At 74.5% G+C, this 14,769-nt stretch carries 18 protein-coding genes; 6 read left to right on the forward strand and 12 right to left on the reverse strand.

All coding sequences use genetic code 11. The annotated features are described in order from the left end of the window. Positions 1 to 12: 12 nt before the first annotated feature. On the reverse strand, positions 13 to 447 hold the full coding sequence (locus ABD353_RS24235) for a DUF7878 domain-containing protein (protein ID WP_344625770.1): 435 nt from the start codon (positions 445 to 447) through the stop codon (positions 13 to 15). A 114-nt stretch (positions 448 to 561) separates the two neighbouring features. Further along, on the reverse strand, positions 562 to 1,230 hold the full coding sequence (locus ABD353_RS24240; protein WP_344625771.1) for a hypothetical protein: 669 nt from the start codon (positions 1,228 to 1,230) through the stop codon (positions 562 to 564). Positions 1,231 to 1,371: 141 nt separating this feature from the next. Between ABD353_RS24240 and ABD353_RS24245 the strand changes: the two genes are divergently transcribed. Both ABD353_RS24245 and ABD353_RS24250 read left to right on the forward strand, forming a co-directional pair. After that, the gene (locus tag ABD353_RS24245) at positions 1,372 to 2,325 is read left to right on the forward strand and encodes an aldo/keto reductase (RefSeq protein WP_344625772.1); all 954 of its coding nucleotides are present in this window, start codon (positions 1,372 to 1,374) and stop codon (positions 2,323 to 2,325) included. A gap of 160 nt (positions 2,326 to 2,485) precedes the next feature. Beyond that, a complete protein-coding gene (locus tag ABD353_RS24250) occupies positions 2,486 to 2,785 on the forward strand; it encodes a hypothetical protein (protein WP_344625773.1) in 300 nt (99 codons plus the stop codon). 22 nt (positions 2,786 to 2,807) lie between these two features. Here the strand turns inward: ABD353_RS24250 and ABD353_RS24255 are convergent, their stop codons facing one another. Next, positions 2,808 to 3,221 carry a cytidine deaminase family protein gene (locus tag ABD353_RS24255; RefSeq protein WP_344625774.1) on the reverse strand — a complete coding sequence of 138 codons (414 nt, stop codon included), beginning with the start codon at positions 3,219 to 3,221 and terminating at the stop codon, positions 2,808 to 2,810. Positions 3,222 to 3,307: 86 nt separating this feature from the next. Then, positions 3,308 to 3,766, reverse strand: a complete 459-nt coding sequence (locus tag ABD353_RS24260) for an SUKH-4 family immunity protein (RefSeq protein WP_344625775.1) — start codon at positions 3,764 to 3,766, stop codon at positions 3,308 to 3,310. Between the two features lie 299 nt (positions 3,767 to 4,065). On the opposite strand from ABD353_RS24260, the gene ABD353_RS24265 reads away from it, so the two are divergent. Both ABD353_RS24265 and ABD353_RS24270 read left to right on the forward strand, forming a co-directional pair. Beyond that, positions 4,066 to 4,410 (forward strand): hypothetical protein, encoded by a 345-nt coding sequence (locus tag ABD353_RS24265; protein ID WP_344625776.1) that lies wholly within the window; start codon positions 4,066 to 4,068, stop codon positions 4,408 to 4,410. Between the two features lie 332 nt (positions 4,411 to 4,742). Continuing rightward, positions 4,743 to 4,922, forward strand: coding sequence for a hypothetical protein (locus ABD353_RS24270; protein WP_344625777.1), 180 nt, complete (start codon positions 4,743 to 4,745; stop codon positions 4,920 to 4,922). Positions 4,923 to 5,072: 150 nt separating this feature from the next. Here ABD353_RS24270 and ABD353_RS24275 read toward each other — a convergent pair whose 3' ends face one another. The 5 genes from ABD353_RS24275 to ABD353_RS24295 form a co-directional block, all read right to left on the reverse strand. Further along, positions 5,073 to 6,359 carry an MFS transporter gene (locus ABD353_RS24275; RefSeq protein WP_344625778.1) on the reverse strand — a complete coding sequence of 429 codons (1,287 nt, stop codon included), beginning with the start codon at positions 6,357 to 6,359 and terminating at the stop codon, positions 5,073 to 5,075. Between the two features lie 101 nt (positions 6,360 to 6,460). Beyond that, entirely contained in the window at positions 6,461 to 7,069 is a 609-nt protein-coding gene (locus tag ABD353_RS24280; protein ID WP_344625779.1) for a helix-turn-helix domain-containing protein, read from the reverse strand. Between the two features lie 155 nt (positions 7,070 to 7,224). Next, on the reverse strand, positions 7,225 to 8,112 hold the full coding sequence (locus ABD353_RS24285) for a hypothetical protein (RefSeq protein ID WP_344625780.1): 888 nt from the start codon (positions 8,110 to 8,112) through the stop codon (positions 7,225 to 7,227). 65 nt (positions 8,113 to 8,177) lie between these two features. Then, positions 8,178 to 8,996, reverse strand: coding sequence for an alpha/beta fold hydrolase (locus tag ABD353_RS24290; RefSeq protein ID WP_344625781.1), 819 nt, complete (start codon positions 8,994 to 8,996; stop codon positions 8,178 to 8,180). Between the two features lie 69 nt (positions 8,997 to 9,065). Beyond that, positions 9,066 to 9,731 carry a DUF4097 family beta strand repeat-containing protein gene (locus ABD353_RS24295; protein WP_344625782.1) on the reverse strand — a complete coding sequence of 222 codons (666 nt, stop codon included), beginning with the start codon at positions 9,729 to 9,731 and terminating at the stop codon, positions 9,066 to 9,068. Between the two features lie 237 nt (positions 9,732 to 9,968). On the opposite strand from ABD353_RS24295, the gene ABD353_RS40515 reads away from it, so the two are divergent. Then, entirely contained in the window at positions 9,969 to 10,745 is a 777-nt protein-coding gene (locus tag ABD353_RS40515) for a helix-turn-helix domain-containing protein (RefSeq protein ID WP_425555235.1), read from the forward strand. Between the two features lie 135 nt (positions 10,746 to 10,880). Here ABD353_RS40515 and ABD353_RS24310 read toward each other — a convergent pair whose 3' ends face one another. Continuing rightward, entirely contained in the window at positions 10,881 to 11,699 is an 819-nt protein-coding gene (locus ABD353_RS24310) for a phosphotransferase (protein WP_344625783.1), read from the reverse strand. A gap of 96 nt (positions 11,700 to 11,795) precedes the next feature. On the opposite strand from ABD353_RS24310, the gene ABD353_RS24315 reads away from it, so the two are divergent. Beyond that, positions 11,796 to 12,656 carry a hypothetical protein gene (locus tag ABD353_RS24315; protein ID WP_344625784.1) on the forward strand — a complete coding sequence of 287 codons (861 nt, stop codon included), beginning with the start codon at positions 11,796 to 11,798 and terminating at the stop codon, positions 12,654 to 12,656. Between the two features lie 29 nt (positions 12,657 to 12,685). Here ABD353_RS24315 and ABD353_RS24320 read toward each other — a convergent pair whose 3' ends face one another. Together ABD353_RS24320 and ABD353_RS24325 are read right to left on the reverse strand one after the other, a co-directional pair. Continuing rightward, on the reverse strand, positions 12,686 to 13,156 hold the full coding sequence (locus tag ABD353_RS24320; protein ID WP_344625785.1) for a DUF3592 domain-containing protein: 471 nt from the start codon (positions 13,154 to 13,156) through the stop codon (positions 12,686 to 12,688). After that, positions 13,120 to 14,328, reverse strand: a complete 1,209-nt coding sequence (locus ABD353_RS24325; RefSeq protein WP_344625786.1) for a polysaccharide deacetylase family protein — start codon at positions 14,326 to 14,328, stop codon at positions 13,120 to 13,122. The genes ABD353_RS24320 and ABD353_RS24325 overlap by 37 nt, the downstream gene beginning before the upstream one ends. Between the last annotated feature and the right edge of the window lie 441 nt (positions 14,329 to 14,769).

Genomic DNA, 14,769 nt, shown 5'->3' on the forward strand with positions numbered 1-14,769 from the left:
AGGCGGGGCCGTTCAGAGGTCCGGGATGAAGTCGGGCTTGATCCCGAGGGCGATCACCCCCTCCCTCACCGTTGCGATGAACGCGGCGAGATCCACCACGAGGCGCGGCCAGGTCGTTGGAGAGCCCCAGGTGTCCGGGGCGAAGACGGAGCCGACCCGCCAACCCCCTTCGGTCGCCGTGATCCTGACTGCACCGGGCACGTCGTACGACATCGAGTCGAACGCGAAGTCCCGCCGCTCGCCGTCCGGGAGTCGGAGCCAGAGCGAGAGGGCGCGGGCCAGTTCGGCCACCGGGAAGCCGTCCTCGTTCCACACCGTGCGGCCGTCGTCGCTGATGACCAGGTCCGCCTCGATGTCCACGAGCAGCACCTCCACCGGGGCGGAGTCCGCGGTGAGTCCCCGACGGGCCAGATCCGGCGAGCCGAGGTTCCGGCAGGCGAGCTTCACTGCTTGATCACCTCATCCAGAGTCCGAGCCCATCGCGTGGACAGCGCATCCCGATCGGGACGACTCCGGTCAGGGCGTCCCCCCACTGCAGTGCCGAGGCCGGGCTGCTGCCGGTCAGGGGCGCGGGGTGCTGTCCCACTGCCAGCGGGTGCGCCGTTGACGGCCCGGGAGGTCGCCGCGGCCGGTCGCCCACAGCAGGGTCGGCCAGGGGTCGGTGTCGGTCGGGGCTTCGGGGAACAGTCGGGTCAGCACGCGGGTGCAGATCTCGGCGGGGGCCTGCCAGTCGAGTCCGAGGCCGAGGGCCAGGTCCTGGGCGTGCGCGAACAGCTCGACCAGACCCATGGCCGCGGAGCCCTCGGGGTCCGTCGTCCCGAACACGTGGAAGGCGCGGTCCTGCGGCGACGCCGTCCGTACCATCGCCACGTGCAGCGCCCCGCAGGCTTCCAGCACCTGGAGCATGCCCTCCGGCCCGCCCTCCCGCTCGGCGAAGATCACGTTGGCGGGCTTGCCCGGGGCCTCCCGGCGCCAGACGAACGGCACATGGGTGGCGGCGGGGGGCGTCTGCGGGCCGAGCTGGGCGGCGTAGGAGAAGAGGTCGTCGGCCAGGTGCTCGGCCGTCTCCCAGCAGCTCCATTCCAGGCTGCCGGCGGGCCGCCCCCAGTCCGCGCCGAGTGCCTCGGTCCGGCGCAGCAGTGCGACGACGAGCCGCACGCCCTCGGCGAGGTCCTCGGCCGTCACGGGCCCTGCGGCTCCGGGCCCTTGCGCGTGATCATGGTCAGACATGCGCCCGAGCCTACGGGCCTCTGCCCCGCACGGATGACAGGTTTTCCCGACCGCCACCGCCCCGCCCGGCCCCGACCCCCGCGCCGGCCGGTGCACCGCACCACCTGCGGGAACCCGAAGGGGAGGGCCTAGGGTGGCCGTATGACGACGACGCGCCCCGACGGGGAACGCCTGCTGTACGGCTGCATGGGCCTGGGCGGTGACTGGGACTCCGAGGGCTACGGCCCGGCGGACATCGCCGCAGCGGAGGCGGCGGTCGGGGCGGCGCTGGACGCGGGCATCACGGTGTTCGACCACGCGGACATCTACCGGCGCGGCAAGGCGGAGGCGGTCTTCGGCGAGGTGCTCTCCCGGGCGCCCGGTCTGCGGGAGCGGATCACCGTGCAGACCAAGTGCGGGATCCGCCTCGCCGAGGGCGACCGGCCCGGCATCTACGACCTGCGCGGCAGCAGCATCGTGCGGCGGGTCGAGGAGAGCCTGACCCGGCTGCGCACCGATGTGATCGACGTCCTGCTGCTGCACCGGCCGGACCCGCTGGCCGATCCCGCGGACGTCGCCGAGGCACTGATGTCACTGCATCGGCAGGGCCTCGTCCGGGCCTTCGGCGTCTCCAACACGGGCGCCGCGCAGATCGAGGATCTTCAGGCGTACCTGGACGTGCCCCTGGTGGCGAACCAGCTGGAGATGAGCCTGGCGCAGCGGGACTGGCTGGAGGCCGGGGTGCTGGTCAACACGCCCGCGGCCGCCGGCAACGGGTTCCCGTTCGGGACGGTCGAGTACTGCCGCCGCAACGGCGTCCGGTTGCAGGCCTGGGGCGCCCTCGCACAGGGCCGCTTCACGGGCCGTCAGCAGTCGGAGCAGGAACGGCGGACGGCGCGGCTGGTCGCCGAACTCGCGGAGGCGAAGGGCACCACGCCGGAGACGGTGGTGCTGTGGTGGTTGCAGCGGCATCCGGCGCGGATCGCCCCGGTCGTCGGCTCCGCGAACCCGGACCGCATCCGGGCCTGCCGGGATGCCGCCGTCCGCGAGCCGGAGCTCGGCCACGAGGAGTGGTACGCCCTGTGGCTGGCGGCTCGCGGCGAGCCGCTGCCCTGACCGGTCGGCCCTGCGGGCCTCGGCGGCGCCGCGCGGAGCGGCCGGGGATGGCAGCTGTCGCCCCGCTGCGGGGGTAGGTTGGGCAGCCGAAGATCACGGTGCCGTTCCGCCGGAGGCCCGCAGCGGGTGGGGCGGGCGGTGCCGCCACCGAGGATCGGGCATGAGCACGAGCGAGAGCCTTCCGACCGCCGAACAGCTGGCCGCCGCGCGGGCGTTCGTCACGGCCCGGCGTCAGCGGCCCGGCCCGGCGGGGCCGTGGGGCCGGAGCGGTGATGTCGCCGCGGCGTTCGAGACGTGGTCCCGGGCGGTCGACGAGCACCTCGCCCTGACGGAGGAGGCCCTGGACCGGGGTGAGGCCGGCGAGGCCGCCCGCGCCTGGGCGGTGGTGGTCGAGGGTCTCGCCGCCTGGTCCTCGCACCCGGACTTCCCGGCCTGCCTCACCGGGGCCCCCGGGCCGTGACCCGCCCGGCGTCGAGCGTGGCTCACCCGCCGTCGAGCTGGTGGTCGGCCCACACGTAGGTCTCGGGCAGCAGGTCGTGGACGGGAACGGCCCGCATCCGGTCGCCCGTGCCGACGACGACCTCGATGCCGGGGAAGTAGTCGAGCAGGACCTGGCGGCACCGGCCGCAGGGCGGCAGCACTCCCCGGTCGCGGTCGCCCACGGCGACGATCGTCTCCAGCTCGTAGGCGCCCTGGGCGGCTGCCGCGCCGATGAGGACGAGTTCGGCGCAGGGGCCGCCCGTGAAGTGATAGGCGTTCACGGAGGTGACGATGCGTCCGTCCCGGGCGCGGGCCGCGGCTGCCACGGTGTGGTTGTCGCCCCGGCAGCGCGTGCGGGCGACGTGGGTCGCGGCCTCGACGAGTTCGTGGTCGACGTGGGTGGTCGGGGCGGTCATCTCTGCTGCTTCCGTCGGGGTGTCGGGCCACCTTGACCCGGCCGGACACCGGTGTGCAACCGAATACGGGCCGGGCCGCAGCGGCGTCAGCCGATGCCGTAGCCCAGTTCCTCGGCGGCGATGTGCCAGAAGGAGTTCTCGTCGGCGACGGCCGCCGGGTCGAGGGCCGCGAACTTCGCCAGCAGGGCGTCGGTGAGCGCGTCGCCGGCCGCCGTGGCGCGGTCCACGGCCTCGTCGGAGTCGTCCTCGTCGGAGTCGTCCTCGAACGCATCGGCCTCGGCCGCCGCCTCCTCGTAGAGGCGGGTGAAGGCGGCGAAGGTCTCCGCGCGGGTGTTCACCAGCCGCGGGGTGCTCCGCTCGGGAAGCAGCCACAGCGAGCCGTCCTCGCGCCGCATGCCGAGCGCGCTCACCCCGGGGTCGACCGCGACCAGGGCGTACCGCACTCCCTCGACCGTCCGCTCCGCGAAGGGGGCGTCCTGCCAGGTGCCGGGGTAGGGGGCCTCGGCGCATCCGGTCAGCAGGGCGGCGAGCTGGGCATCGTTCACGCGGAGAGGGTACTGCCTCCGTCGGCCCCGGCCGCGCTCCGCCGCAGCCCGCACGGTCCCCCGACCGGGCCGACCGGGGTCGGGCGCGCCTCCCGCCGGACGACGCCCGGCATCCGTTCGGCCACACACGTCCCTGTGCCCGGCGGTGCCGCCACACCCCCCTACCGGCGGGTAGGGATCCGGTCGGACGGCGGGGGCAGACTCGTCCCGGAGTACGAGGTGAGGCGGACCGGACAGTTGCCAGGCTTGTCCATGTGCATTCGCACACCGATCACTTCCCTTTCTTCTCAAGGACTTTGATGAACCGTCCGCACAAGATCAGCCGTCTCGCCGCTTCGATCGCCGGTGCGGTGGCCGTCGGCGCCACCCTCCTCGCCGCCCCCGTGGCCTCGGCCGCTCCCGGCGGCCCGAGCGGCTGCACCGCCTACGTCGCCCACGAGAACGAGCACAACGCCGTCGGCTGGTGCAGCCGGGGCAGCGGCACCTGGTACGTCAAGGCCAAGTGCGCCGGCCCCGGCCGGGTCAACGGCCCCTACATCGGTTCGGAGGGCAAGCGCTCGCGCGGCATGGAGCAGGCCTCGGTGCTGAGCTGCGGCAGCAACGGCTGGCCGATCGAGATGACCGTCACCAGGATCAACCCCTGACGGCGGAGACCGCCCGAACAGCGACGACCGGTGGTGGCACCATCCGGAGCTCCGGCTCCTCGGCCGGACGGCGCTGCGGCTGAACTCCGCGTGTACCGCCGGCCTCTCGGGCGGCACGCACCACCAGGCGCCCGCCGCGCCGGGCTCCGTTGACGGTGACGTCACAGCAGCCCGGCCGGCGGTCCCGCCGGAGACCCGACCACCGTCCCCCTCCCCTCCCGTCTGACGGAGCTTCACCCTCGCGCCCGAAATCACCGCGCCTGGCGGCCCGCACCCGTGGGACGATCGACGGCGCCGCGGGCGGGCGCCGGCGGCAGTCGGGGGTGGGGAACGTGCTCGTGCAGCTGATCGCCGGACTGGCCCTGCTGCTGGCGGGCCTCTCGGGGCTCGCCTGGGTCCAGTCCATGACGCCGATCGGCTACCAGGGCTGGGGATCCTGGAACAGGCTGCAGCGGATCATCAGCCTGATCTCCCTGGTCCTGGCGCTCGCCGGACTCGTCGTCCTCGGGTGAGGCCGCATCGGGCGGCCTCAGCCGCCGTCCCCTCCCGGCCGCCGGGCATGCTTCCGGCCCATGTGACCGCTCCGGCCGCCCTGTGCCGCCTGTGCCGCCCGGCCCGGAACGCGTCCGGCCACGCGTCCGGCCACGCGGCCGTTCCGGCGCCTACGGACGGGCCCCGGCGTCGCCCGTGCTGTCCATCCGGCGCCAGGCGGGGAAGGCCGGCGGGCAGAGCGTGATCAGCAGGTACGCCCCGCCGAGCAGCACGAGGGCGGTCGTCAGCCCGGCCCGGTCCACCAGGTAGCCGCAGGCGAGACCGCCGACCGGGGTCGCCAGCAGCACGCCCGCCGCCAGGACGCCGGTGACCCGGCTGCGCAGCGGGTCGGGCACGAGTTCGTACAGCACGGTCGAGACGATCGGGTTGAGGATCCCGGCGGCGACACCGGCGACGGCCAGGGTGACGCCCAGGGGCAGCAGGCCGGGCGCGAACGCCGCGACCAGCATCCGCGGGGCTCCGCTGACGAGGAGACAGAACGCGTACAGCGACCGGCGGGGCAGCCGGTCCCCCACCACCGCGTGCAGCAGCGAACCGCCGAGCGCTCCCGCCGCGAAGAGGCCGGCGAGCAGGCCGAGGTCGACCGACCCGCCGAGGTCGCGCGCGGCGTGCACGGGCAGCAGCACCGACCGCCATCCCTGGTCCAGTCCGTTGGTGACCATCAGCACCAGGGTGATGGCGAGCAGCAGCCGCTGACGGACCAGGAAGGCCTGGCCCTCGCGCAGTTCGTCGCGGTACCTGCGCAGGCTCGCCGGCGGCCCGTCCCGGCGGGGGGCGGCGGCGGAGACGTGCCGGACGCCGAGGGCGACCAGGAGCGCCGAGACGGCGAAGGTCACCGTGTCCAACAGCAGGACCTGGCCGGCCCCGAACAGGGCGATCAGCACGCCGGCGGCCGAGGCTCCCAGCAGCCGGGCCCCTCCGGACGCACTGGTGTACAGGCTCATGGCCCGGGCGAGCGGGACGCCGGCACGGCCGGCGAGATCGGGTGTGAGCACCTGGCGCGCGGTCTCGCCCGGCGCCTGGAACAGCCCGTTGACCGCCATGAGCACGCACAGCTGCCAGAACCGCAGGCCGCCGGCCCACTGGAGGATCGGGATCAGCCCGACGGCCGCACCGCACACCACGTCCGACAGCACCGACGCGCGCAGGCGTCCGATCCGGTCGATCACCGGTCCGCCGGCGAGCGCCGACAGCGCCAGCGGCAGCATCTGGCAGAAGGCCACCAGACCCGCCCGGGAGGCGCTGCCGGTGGTCTGCAGGACGAACCACGGCACTCCGATGCCGGCGAGGGCGTTGCCGGTGATCGAGACGAGGTTCGCGGTCAGCAGGGCGACCAGTGGCCGCCGGTCCGGGGCGGCTCGGGCCTCGTCGGCCCGGGAGCGGGCGGCGACGGTCATGGGCGTGCCCTCCGGGCGGTCGTCGGGGATCAGGTCTTCCGGCGTCAGGCTTCGGGGATCAGGCCGCCGGGGCCAGGCTGCCGGGGCCAGGCCGCGAGGGGTCAGCTCTTCGGCAGGGGGAAGGCGTGCAGGTGGACGCGGACGGGGAGGGCCCCCTCCTCGTCGGCAGCGGCCCGCTCCCGGAAGCCCTGCACGAGTTCGTGTGCCCGGACGGCGAGTTCCCGCGCGAGTTCGGGCGTCAGGCGCAGGGTGAAGTCGCTCATGTCCCAGCTGCGGCGCCACTCCTCGGGCCAGTCGCCGGTGCCGGCGAGCCACTCGTCGAGCTCCCGCGCGTGGACGGCGGCCACCTCCTTCAGGAACACGTCCATGGCGCCGCGCACCTCGGGGTCCGGGTTCTCCAGGAAGTCCTCCAGCCGGTCGAACCGGTGGCCGCGGTGCTCGGCCCGCCACCAGCGTTCACGGGCCGTCCCCCGGTCAGGCTCCTCGGCGATGAAGCCGTGCGCGCCGAGCTGCCGCAGGTGGTAGCTGACCGAGGCGGACGACTCGCCGAGCCGGGCGGCGAGCTTCGTCGCCGTCGCCGGGCCGCCCTGCCGCAGCGCGGCCAGCAGGCGCATCCGCAGCGGATGCGCCAGACCGCGCAGGGAGCGGGCATCGAGGCTGCGCACGGCGGGCTGAACGGCGGACTGAACGGCAGGCTGATGTTCCGTCATGTCCGGCAGCCTAGCGATTGCCACCATTTCTTTGCAACGAAGTCTTTGCATGTGCGCGCGGCCGAGGGGCTGGACCGTCAGCAGCGTCGCCGCCACCACGGAAGGTCACCCGGAGCCTGCGGGGTGAGGGGCGTGAAGGAGCCCGCCCGCTGCCGTCAGACGGTCTGCCCGTCGCCGGGCCGGTCCGGGGCGCCGTCGTCCGGCTCGTCCTCCTCGGCCGGGATGGTCCAGCGCAGGACGGTGGAGTCCCCGCTGCGGTGGAGGGCGACGGGATGGACGCAGCCGAACGCCCGCTCGCCGTTGTGCCGCACCGCGTGGTCGCCCGGGTCCCACCCGAGGCCGAGGATGCGGCTGCCGGCGAGGTCGAGGGTGCCCGCGAGCAGGGGGTGGTTCTGCCCGGCCCGCTCGATCAGGTGGAAGTGGGTGTGCCGCTGGACGGAGCACACCAGGCCCATGCCGGGCCCGCTGCGCACCCAGTCGTGGAGTCGCTCGCCGAGCCGCCACGCCTCGGCCTCGGGCAGGTCGAGCCAGCCGTCGAGGTCGCCGCCGAGCCGTTGGATCCGCTCGCCGCCGAACTCGGCCAGGGCGGCCTCCACCTCCCGGCCCCAGTAGGTCAGGTCGGCGAGCCCGTCGACGGACTCGCCCCCGAGTCCGACGAAGGAGTCCAGGGCCACCGCATCGCCCACGACCATGCCGCACCGGTCGACGGGCAGCTCCCCCAGCGGCACCGGCCCGTCGGAGTGCCCGTCGGGCCAGGGCAGCCCGAGGTCCACCTCCAGGACGGAGACGACCGGCTCCCCGTCGAAGAGCGAGGGCGCGGTCGCCGCCCGGACGGGCAGCGGACGGTCCGCCGCGGCCGGAACGGCGACGGCCTCGGCTTCGTCGTCGCGCAGGTGCCCGCCGCCGACCGCTGCCGCGGCTGCGGCCCGGACCGACAGCGGTGCACCCGACTCCGACCATTGGTCGATCCAGCCGGCCATCCCCAGGACGAGGACGCCCGACGGCGCGGTGACGGGTCCCAGCTCGACAGTGGTGGTGTTCACCGGGCCATTGAACGCGCGGCCCGGGACCGGCGCGTCGGCGGGGTCCCGGACGGACGCGTCCACGCTCAGCGCCCGGCGTCGGCCAGGGCGGCGACCTCCCGCACGGCGTCGGCGATGGCCCGGAAGTCCTTCTTGAGGAGGGCGCCGTGGTTGGCGGCGACCTTCGCGCTCACCGCGATGTTCGAGTTGCGGGCGGTCACCCCGTCGAGGCTGGTGCGGATCCGCTCCTGCTCGTCGCCACGGCTGCCGAGGGACGAGCCCGAGGCGACCACGTACCGCACCGGGACGGTGATGCCGTCCAGCACCGGGCCGAGCTCGCGCTCGCGGGAGATCCGGCCGAGCTCGATGTTGCAGTCCGCCATCTGGTCGGCCGTCATCCGCGGGGTCAGCCCGGTCGGGCGCAGCAGCGGCAGGAACCGGCTCCACTGCCGGAACTGCTTGCGGATCCGCTGCTCCATGGCCTCGTCGAGCCAGTCGTACGGGAAGGCGCCGTCGACCATGACCGCTCCGAGGGCGCGCTCCGGGTTGCGGGCCGCCCAGTGCGCCCCGACGAACGCCCCGTAGGACCAGCCCACCACGAGCGCCCGGTCCACGCCCCGGGCGGCGAGCACGGCGTCGACGTCCCGGACGGCGGCTTCGAAGGAGTAGTCCGCCGAGCGCCCCGACTTCCGGCCGCGGGCCCGCTCGTCGTAGGTGAGGTGCCGCCACCCCGCGCCCAGGTCGGCGACGACGCGGCGCCAGTACCCCTGGGTGGCGAACTGGCCGTTGAGGTAGACCACCGGCACGCCGGGGCCTCCGGTGTCGGTGACGGCCAGGGCCGTGTCGTCGACCGGCACCAGGCCGGTCCAGCTCGGAGCGGTCGCGGACGGGCTGTTCTTCGTCATGGTGTTCCCCCTGCTGGTGTCGGGCGTGCGTGCTGTTCGGGTGCGCCGGGCCGTGCTGCTCCCGGTCGTTCAGAGGCTGTGGGCGGTGATGTCGCCGTGGGCGGTGGTGGCGCGGATGTCGAGTTCGGCGCTGCCGTCGTTCTTGAGGGCGTTGCTGATCCGGCCGTGGCCGGTGCCGGCGTCCAGGGCGGCCGAGACGCCGGCGGCGACACCGACCGAGATGTCGCCGGACTGCGTGCTGAGCACGACGGTGCCGCGACCGGCCTCGGTGATCCGGATGCTGCCCCGGGTGGTGCTGATCTCGGCGGGGCCGCCCAGCCGGCCGACCTCGACGTCGCCGTCGACCGCGGTGAGGCGGACGCTCGCCGCCTCGTCCAGCTTGATCCGGCGGTACGCGCCGTCGAAGACCACGTCGCCGAGGCGGCCGACGCCGCGCAGCTCGGAGGCGGCGGACCTGCCCTCGATCCGGGAGCCGACGGGCAGTTGCACGGTGACCTCCACCGCGCCCGAGGAGCCGAGGAGCCGGTTCTGCGGCTCGGGGGCGTGGATCCGCAGGACGCCGTCGGCGTGGGCGACGGTGGTCCGTTCGGCGGCCCGGACGTCGCGGCTCTTGGACGGGTCGGCGGGCCGGACCTCGACGACGGTGTCGGTGCGGTCCGCGGCGATGAGCTGGACGCGGCCGGCGGGGACGTCCAGGACGGCGGAGACGGGGGCGGGGGTGTCGAAGGTCTGCATCGTGCTCTCCTGTGCTCATTCCTTGTTTCTGACAACGGAAACGCTACGTTGCTTTCCATATGCCGGCAACATATTCGTTGCACTGGGCTGCGATCACTGCACGTCATAGCCAAGAAATCGTTGCACTCGGCCTGAAAGGAACGCAACGAGAACGGCGACGATCATTGCAATGGGTGAGAAGTGAACGCTATAGTGACGCGGTCAGGTCCACGACGCAGCAGCACCGAGGAGATCGCGATGCCGGGAGGCAGGCTCACCCAGCAGGAACGCCAGCAGATCGCACTGGGGCTGGCCGACAGCCTCCCCTACGCGGAGATCGCCCGGCGCCTCGACCGGCCGACCTCGACGATCACCCGCGAGGTGATGCGCAACGGCGGCCCGACCGGGTACCGCGCCGACCTCGCCCACCGCGCCACCGAACGCCGCGCCCACCGGCGCAAGCCGGCCTCCCCCCGCGGATCGGCGCCGCTCCCCCAGCCGCAGGGCCGTGACGCCGAGGCCGTCGCCGACTACGAGGAGACGCTCACCACCGTCCTCATGGCGTCGGGCGTGCCCAAGATGGGCGCCAGGGTGCTGACCGGTCTGTTCACCAGCGACTCGGGCAGCCTCACCGCGTCGCAGCTCGCCCAGCGTCTCGACGTCAGCCCGGCGTCCATCTCCAAGGCGATCGCGTTCCTGGAGAGCCAGAGCCTCGTCCGCCGGGAGCGCGACGAACGCCGCCGAGACCGCTACATCGTCGACGACGAACTCTTCTACCAGGCGACCATCGCCAGCGCCCGGGCCAACGACCGGCTCGTCGCCACCGCGCGCCAGGGCGCGGCCGTCCTCGGCGCCAACACCCCCGCCGCCACCCGGCTGGAGAACATCGCCCGGTTCCTCGACTTCATCAGCGAGAGCATCGTCCGCGCCGCCGAACAGGCCCGCGCGGTCCTCCACACCAAGCCCGCACCCCCCTCCGACGACCCCACCGACCGGCCGGACCCGGACAACGGCCGGGCCGGGACGGCCGGCTGACGGCTCAGCGGGCGGACCGCCACCGGGGATCCGCCGCGACACGGGCCGGCTCGGCCTCGTACCGGCCCGCCTCGAAGTCGAACTCCACCGGCCGGCGGTGAGCGCCGGTTGTGTGTTCGGGTGGCCGGGGGTGGTTCAGTCGAGCAGGGCGAGGAGGCGTGCTGCCTGGTGTTCGGCGGTGCCGGCGGGGTTGCGCGCCCGTGCGGGGTCTTCGAGGGCGAGGACGAGCAGCCAGAGCAGGGCGAAGAGGCGGCGGGACTCGTGCAGTCGGCGCAACTCGGCCGGGGCGAGGTCGAAGAGGCCGAGGAAGTGGGGGATGTCGAGATCGCTGTCGACCCAGGCCGAGACGTGTTCGACCACCTCGGCGAGTTCGTAGGCGCGGTCGCTGCGGCCTGAGTCCTCGAAGTCGACGACGCGGACCTTGCTGCCGTCCCACAGGAAGTTGGCGAGGTTGCCGTCGGCCTGGCCGAGGACGGCGGGGAGGTCCGGGCCTCCCGCGGGCGGGCGTCCGGCCAGGTCAAGCCATCGCATGCCCTCGGCCACCGCGTGCCGGACGGCCCGGGACGGAGCCGTACGCCGTAGCTGCTCGTGCCGGGTGCGGATGCCGCGGGTGGCGTGGTGCTCGTTCCACAGGCGCGGCGGCAGCCGTTCGGCGACCGGGCCGGGGACGGAGGCGTACATCTGCGCCAACGCCGCCGCCAGTGCGTTCGCCTGATCGACCGTCACTGCCGAGCCGCGGAGCGGCGTACCCGGGATGCGGGCCATGACGACGGTCGGCGGGGTCGCGGCGAGGTCGGCCCGCAGCGGTGCGGGGGCGAGGTCGGGGCAGTGCTGCCCGAGGACGGTGAGCGCGCGCCACTCGCGTTCGGGTTCGCCGTCGGTGCACGGGCGGAACCGCTTGACCACCCGGTCGGCCAGCAGCTCGATGCCGTGGGTGCTCCACTGACCGGTCACGGCGTCCCCTTCGTCCCGGTGATCACTCCGGAATCCTGTCATGATTCCCGATTCCCGCCAGTCACAGGGGAGTTGGTGCTGCCGTACGCTGTGCGCGTGGACATCAACGCGGTGCTTGCCGACATCCTCGACCGCGGCGCGGCCAGTACGGAGTGGGAGGCGCTGCTCGCCGCCGTGGCGGACCACGGGGTGTACGTGCCCGTGGCGGAGAGCGGCAAGGTCCTGTTCCGGCGGAGCGAGGACGACGTCCCGTACCTGCCGGGCTACGTCGGTGCGGCGTGCCTCGCCGAGCAGGTGGCGGAGCCGGCGGCGGCGTTCCACTGCGACGCGCTGCGACTGTGGGACATCGCCGAGCGGACGGGCGTCCCCGTGCTGGTGCTGCACTCCGACCGGGGCCGCGCCGGCCTGCCGATCGGGCTGGTGGCCCGGGTGCTCCACGAGCGCGGGTGGCGGGGCGGGGAGGGCAAGGAGATGCGGCTGACCCGGTCCGTCCATCCGGTGGCGGTGGCGCTGCGGGATGCTTTGCGGCGCCGGATCGGGGAGTTCCCGACCGTGCGCTCGGTGTGGGTGTCCCACGCGCGGTGGGTGGACACGGGGTTCGAGCAGCTGATGCTGCACGTGGCGGTGGACGAGCGGCTGCCGTCGCAGACCCCGCGGCGGCTGCTGGACACCCTGCTCGCGGAGGAGGTGACCGTCACCGCGGACGACCCGAAGCTGGCGGTCCTGCCCCTGGACACGACCGTCCACGCGGAGACGGTCGCCCAGCTCGACGGCATGGCGCTGGACACCGTGCGGCACGATCCCGCGACCGGGCGGATCGAGGTGCTGTCACGGGAGTTCGACGACCCGCAGGCCGCCGCGGCCGCACGGCGGGCCGTTGCCGCGGAGCGGGCCGAGCGGGCCGCGGCTCCCGGCCCGGAGCAGGGGCACCCCCGCCGCCGGTGGCAGCGCCCCTGATCCGCCGCGACCGGCGGTGGTGGCCGGGTTCAGGGGAGCGTGTCCGGGTCGATGTCGCCCGAGACGGCCGTCCGGACGAGTTCGATCCCGAAGGCCATCGCCCCCGCGACGACCAGCAGCACCACGAGGAGGTACAGCAGCCCGGTCCGGGCCGCGCGCAGCGCCGTCCGCAGACCGAGGCCGGGCGGCACCACCGCCACCACGTCCGGCCGTTCGGGCCGGTGGGCAAGGGTGAGCCCGTCGCCGACGAGGGTGGCCGGCGGCACCCGCAGGTCGCCCCGGGTGACCTGCTCGCCGGCCGGTCCGGTGAACTCCAGGACGTGGCGGGTGCGGCCCTTGCGCGTTCGCGGCGGAAGCACCGCCACGCACCGTGCGGATGTACGGACACCGCGGCGGCGGACCACCCCGAGCCGTACCTCGTTCACCGCCGCCGGGGCCATCAAGGCGAGGACGGCCAGGCCGATCAGGCCGACCAGTGCCACGTACACCGTGGTGACCATCGCTCAGTCCCTCCCCGAACCCGCCTTCCTGGCACAGCCGTTCCCCTCCGCTGCGCGCCGCAGGAGAGGTACTCGGTGAGGCCCGCGGGCCGCAGTCCGGCCTCGTCGGCCGCGGCCAGCACCCGCGCCAGGTCGCTCGCGAGGGTGTCGGTGAAGTGCAGCAGCACCACGTCGCCGGGGCGCAGCGGCCCGCCGTGGTAGACGTTCGACGCGCCCCAGCTGAAGTCGGCGGTGGCGGTCATCACCGTGGTCATGCCGCAGTTGGCGGCGGCCTGCAGGGTGTCGGCGTTCCAGGCGAGGTAGGGCGGGCGGAAGACGGTCGGTGCGGTGCCGGTGCGCCGCAGTGCGGCGTCGCGGCCGCCGCAGATCTCCGCCTGCTGCTCCTCGGCGCCCAGGGTGGTGAGGTCGCGGTGGGAGACGCTGTGGTCCTGGATCGAGGAGCCGGGTGCGGCGGTGACGGCGCGGAACCAGTCGGGGTCGAAGCCGAGCGGCATCGGCAGCGGGAAGGCGGTGACGGGGAGCTTCCTGGCGGCGATCAGGGCGGCCGCCTCGGGGGTGCGCTGCCAGCCGTCGTCCACGGTGACGAAGAGGACGGGGTCGCCGGTCGGGACGTTCCACAGGGCGCGTGCGGGCGCCGGGGCGGGGCCGTCCACCCGGACGTCGTCGGCGGCGTAGGCGCCCTGGCCGTACCAGCCGTGGAGGTAGAGGCGGACGCTGGTCACCGCGGTGCCGGTGGTGAACGTGGTGGTGAGGGGGCGCCAGTCGCCACCGGTGTCCGGGGTCCAGGCGGGTGCGACGTCGTGGCCGGTGCCTTCGGCGCCGAGGAAGACGTAGGCGCCGCGCACCCAGGCGGAGACGGTGTACGTGGTGCCGGGCCGGACGCTGAGGACCTGCTCGCAGCGCCCGGTGGAGTCCGCCGCCGCGGGGGTGACGAGGAGGGCGGAGCTGCCGCTGCGGGCCGTGCCGCCGATGGTGGCCTCGCCGGCCGTGCACTGCCAGCCGGGGATCGAACCCCAGTCGTCCAGCGGCAGTCGGGGGATCTCGAAGCCGGGGTTGGTGGCGAGGTTGGCGGTGGCCGGGGTGTCGGCGTGCGCGCCGGTGGCGAGGGGTCCTGCGACGGCCAGGGCCGCAGCGGCCGCGCAGGCGGCGAGGCGGTGGAGGAGTCTGGACACGGAAGGGCTCTCCGAGGAGTCGGCTGGCTGGTGGAGGCTCCCCGAGGGAGGGGAGGTCGCGCCGTCCGACCGCACCCGGACCGGGCCATACCCTGTCCCGGCGGGCGCCCCGCGTCAAGGGCTACCGGCAAGTCGCTGATGCACCGTCACCAGCCGGGCGGGAAAGCCCGGTCGGCCGCACGGGCCACGGGAGCTCCGGAACGAGGTCGGCCCGGCACCGGGCAGCGCCCCCACCACGGCCACCGCCGTCACGGCCTCCCCCACGCACCCGTCCAACCATGCGGCCCGCGGCCCGCGGCCCGCGGTTCAGCGGACCGGCGTCACCGGGACGGGCTGCCGCCTGCCGGGGCCGCGGCCTGCCGGGGCCGCGGCCTGCCGGGCCCGGCCCGCCGAGCTGGCGGGTGCCGCGGTCGACCGGGCCACCGGCCGACTGCAGGCGGC

Source organism: Kitasatospora arboriphila (assembly GCF_039528095.1).
Lineage (GTDB): Bacteria > Actinomycetota > Actinomycetes > Streptomycetales > Streptomycetaceae > Kitasatospora > Kitasatospora arboriphila.

Excerpts from the sequence above, each read along its gene's own strand:
- ABD353_RS24240 (WP_344625771.1), bottom strand. The coding sequence starts at position 1,230 with ATGTCTGACCATGATCACGCGCAAGGGCCCGGAGCCGCAGGGCCCGTG.
- ABD353_RS24245 (WP_344625772.1), top strand. The coding sequence starts at position 1,372 with ATGACGACGACGCGCCCCGACGGGGAACGCCTGCTGTACGGCTGCATG.
- ABD353_RS24250 (WP_344625773.1), top strand. The coding sequence starts at position 2,486 with ATGAGCACGAGCGAGAGCCTTCCGACCGCCGAACAGCTGGCCGCCGCG.
- ABD353_RS24255 (WP_344625774.1), bottom strand. The coding sequence starts at position 3,221 with ATGACCGCCCCGACCACCCACGTCGACCACGAACTCGTCGAGGCCGCG.
- ABD353_RS24265 (WP_344625776.1), top strand. The coding sequence starts at position 4,066 with ATGAACCGTCCGCACAAGATCAGCCGTCTCGCCGCTTCGATCGCCGGT.
- ABD353_RS24275 (WP_344625778.1), bottom strand. The coding sequence starts at position 6,359 with ATGACCGTCGCCGCCCGCTCCCGGGCCGACGAGGCCCGAGCCGCCCCG.
- ABD353_RS24280 (WP_344625779.1), bottom strand. The coding sequence starts at position 7,069 with ATGACGGAACATCAGCCTGCCGTTCAGTCCGCCGTTCAGCCCGCCGTG.
- ABD353_RS24290 (WP_344625781.1), bottom strand. The coding sequence starts at position 8,996 with ATGACGAAGAACAGCCCGTCCGCGACCGCTCCGAGCTGGACCGGCCTG.
- ABD353_RS24295 (WP_344625782.1), bottom strand. The coding sequence starts at position 9,731 with ATGCAGACCTTCGACACCCCCGCCCCCGTCTCCGCCGTCCTGGACGTC.
- ABD353_RS40515 (WP_425555235.1), top strand. The coding sequence starts at position 9,969 with ATGCCGGGAGGCAGGCTCACCCAGCAGGAACGCCAGCAGATCGCACTG.
- ABD353_RS24320 (WP_344625785.1), bottom strand. The coding sequence starts at position 13,156 with ATGGTCACCACGGTGTACGTGGCACTGGTCGGCCTGATCGGCCTGGCC.